At 60.5% G+C, this 2,079-nt stretch carries 2 protein-coding genes; one reads left to right on the top strand and one right to left on the bottom strand.

What is annotated here, in order from left to right; genetic code table 11:
- The first annotated feature begins 409 nt into the window (after positions 1 to 409).
- Positions 410 to 1,636: a tyrosine-type recombinase/integrase gene (locus B7X30_RS15515; RefSeq protein ID WP_286731842.1), complete on the top strand. Its 1,227-nt coding sequence runs from the start codon at positions 410 to 412 to the stop codon at positions 1,634 to 1,636.
- On the opposite strand, the gene B7X30_RS15510 is transcribed toward B7X30_RS15515, so the two are convergent.
- Positions 1,600 to 1,884 (bottom strand): helix-turn-helix domain-containing protein, encoded by a 285-nt coding sequence (locus tag B7X30_RS15510; RefSeq protein ID WP_286731840.1) that lies wholly within the window; start codon positions 1,882 to 1,884, stop codon positions 1,600 to 1,602. The genes B7X30_RS15515 and B7X30_RS15510 overlap by 37 nt on opposite strands.
- Between the last annotated feature and the right edge of the window lie 195 nt (positions 1,885 to 2,079).

Genomic DNA, 2,079 nt, shown 5'->3' with positions numbered 1-2,079 from the left:
GCTGGCGATGCTGCTCACCCCGCAACCCCCAACGAGGTGAATTCACCTTGCAACCCGGACTCCTGACTTAACGTTGGTACGGCGCGAGGGGGCAGGTCATACCGTCCAAAACACCGGCTGTCGACGAACTTCAGCGCACCGCTACAGACGGAAAGAAGCCCTAGATAAATCAACGATCTAGGGCTTCTGGACTTCTACGAACTGTAGAAAACGTGTTAATGGTGGAGCCTGGGGGAACATTTTTGACGTTTCATGCTGTCGCTGAACGCCGCCAGATGTTTTAAAAATCAATGACTTATCGGATTCTTATGTGTCACGTTGTTTCAAACTGTCGCCCACAGTCCTAATTTTCTTGTGGACAGAATTTGTGGACAATGAGTTCGATGGACAACACGGTGGAGTTCGATTTATGGCAAAAGGATTGCTCACGGCGCAGGAAGTGCGCAGGCTGTCGAAGGTGGATGGAGTGCATCGTGTGGGGCCTGCGCTGTACCTGCGAGTACGGGGCAGCTCGGCGCTGTGGACGTGGCGCTATACGGATGCCGGAAAGGCGCACGAGTACAGCATGGGGGCCTTTGGCGACCTGACCCTTGCTGACGCCGTGGCTAAGGTGTCCGACCTGCGCGCCCGTGTCAAGCGGGGCGAGGAACTTCCAGCGTTCAATTCCCGTCGCCGGAATGAAACCGCCGTCCCTACTAAGCGGATCGAGAGCTTCCGGGATGTGGCCGAAGCGCTTTGCGAATCCCTGCGCGCCGGCTGGAAAGGCGTGAACGGTGGAAAGCATGGCGATGATTGGATCAACAGCCTGCGCACCTACGCGTTCCCTGTGTTCGGTGATAAGCCCGTGGGCGATGTCTCGACTGACGATGTGCTGGCCGCGCTCAATCCGATTTGGCGCACCAAGACCGAGACTGCAACTCGGGTGCGTCAACGCATCGAGGCCGTGCTGTCTGCTGCCAAGGCGCGCGGCTTGCGCACGGGTGAGAACCCGGCGGCCTGGCGCGGGCACCTGGATACCCTGCTGCCGATGATCAGCAAGCGGCGACGGGTCGAGCATCACCCTGCGATGCCGCGTGCCGATTTGCCCGCGTTCATGGCCGATCTGCAGCGCCGGTCGAACATGAGCGCATGGGCCTTGCAATTCACGATCCTGACAGCCTGCCGCACCGGCGAGGTCATCGGCGCCCAGTGGAGCGAGATTGACCTTGCGCGGGACTTATGGGTCATTCCAGCTTCAAGGATGAAGGCGCATGTGGAACACCGCGTGCCGCTGTCCAGGCAGGCTCTGGCGCTGCTGGGTACCATGCCCCGCAACGACGGCAACGATGCGGTGTTCTGGGGCGCACGCAAGCCCACGATCAGCAACATGGCGATGCTTCAACGCCTGCGCGGCATGCGACCCGGCCTGACGGTGCACGGGTTCCGGTCGAGCTTCAGGGATTGGGCAGCGGAGAACACCACGTTCCCCGCTGAGGTCGTCGAGATGGCGCTGGCGCACACCGTCCAGAATCAGGTCGAGGCGGCCTACCGGCGTGGTGATCTGCTGGACAAGCGCAGGCAGTTGATGCAGGCGTGGGCGGACTACCTGGAATGCTTCCATCAATCAACAGCGAGTTCACGCAACACTTCGGGATGACGTGCGGCGACCGTCAGCAAGGTCTGCGCCGCCCCTGACGGTTTGCGCCGTCCCTGTTCCCACTCCTGCAGGGTGCGCACCGACACCCCCATGAGGGCGGCGAATCGTGCCTGAGAAAGCCCAGAAGCCGCCCGCGCCTGTGCTACGGGCGAGTACACGACGGCGCCTTGTCCGGCGCGCATTTGCTTGACAGACTCCAGCAGCTTGCAGCCCAGTTCTTCGCCGCTCATGCTCTCACGCTTGGTCATGGCTGACTTCCTCTTGAATGGCCTTGAGAATGTGAGCGGGAATGTTGCCGCGCACCGCCTTGGCGTAGATCACCAGCAGGTAAATCACGCCGCTTTCTAGTGTCCTGTCCCGTTATTAAATGGCATTAGTCTTGCATGCCAGTGCGGTATCTTGGAACTGGAGAGACCGCGATGAGAACAGGCAGACCGAAGGTT

It is taken from the genome of Thiomonas sp. 13-64-67, assembly GCF_002282795.1.
Classification (GTDB): Bacteria; Pseudomonadota; Gammaproteobacteria; order Burkholderiales; family Burkholderiaceae_C; genus Thiomonas; species Thiomonas arsenitoxydans.
This window is presented reverse-complemented; position numbering and strand designations above follow the sequence as displayed.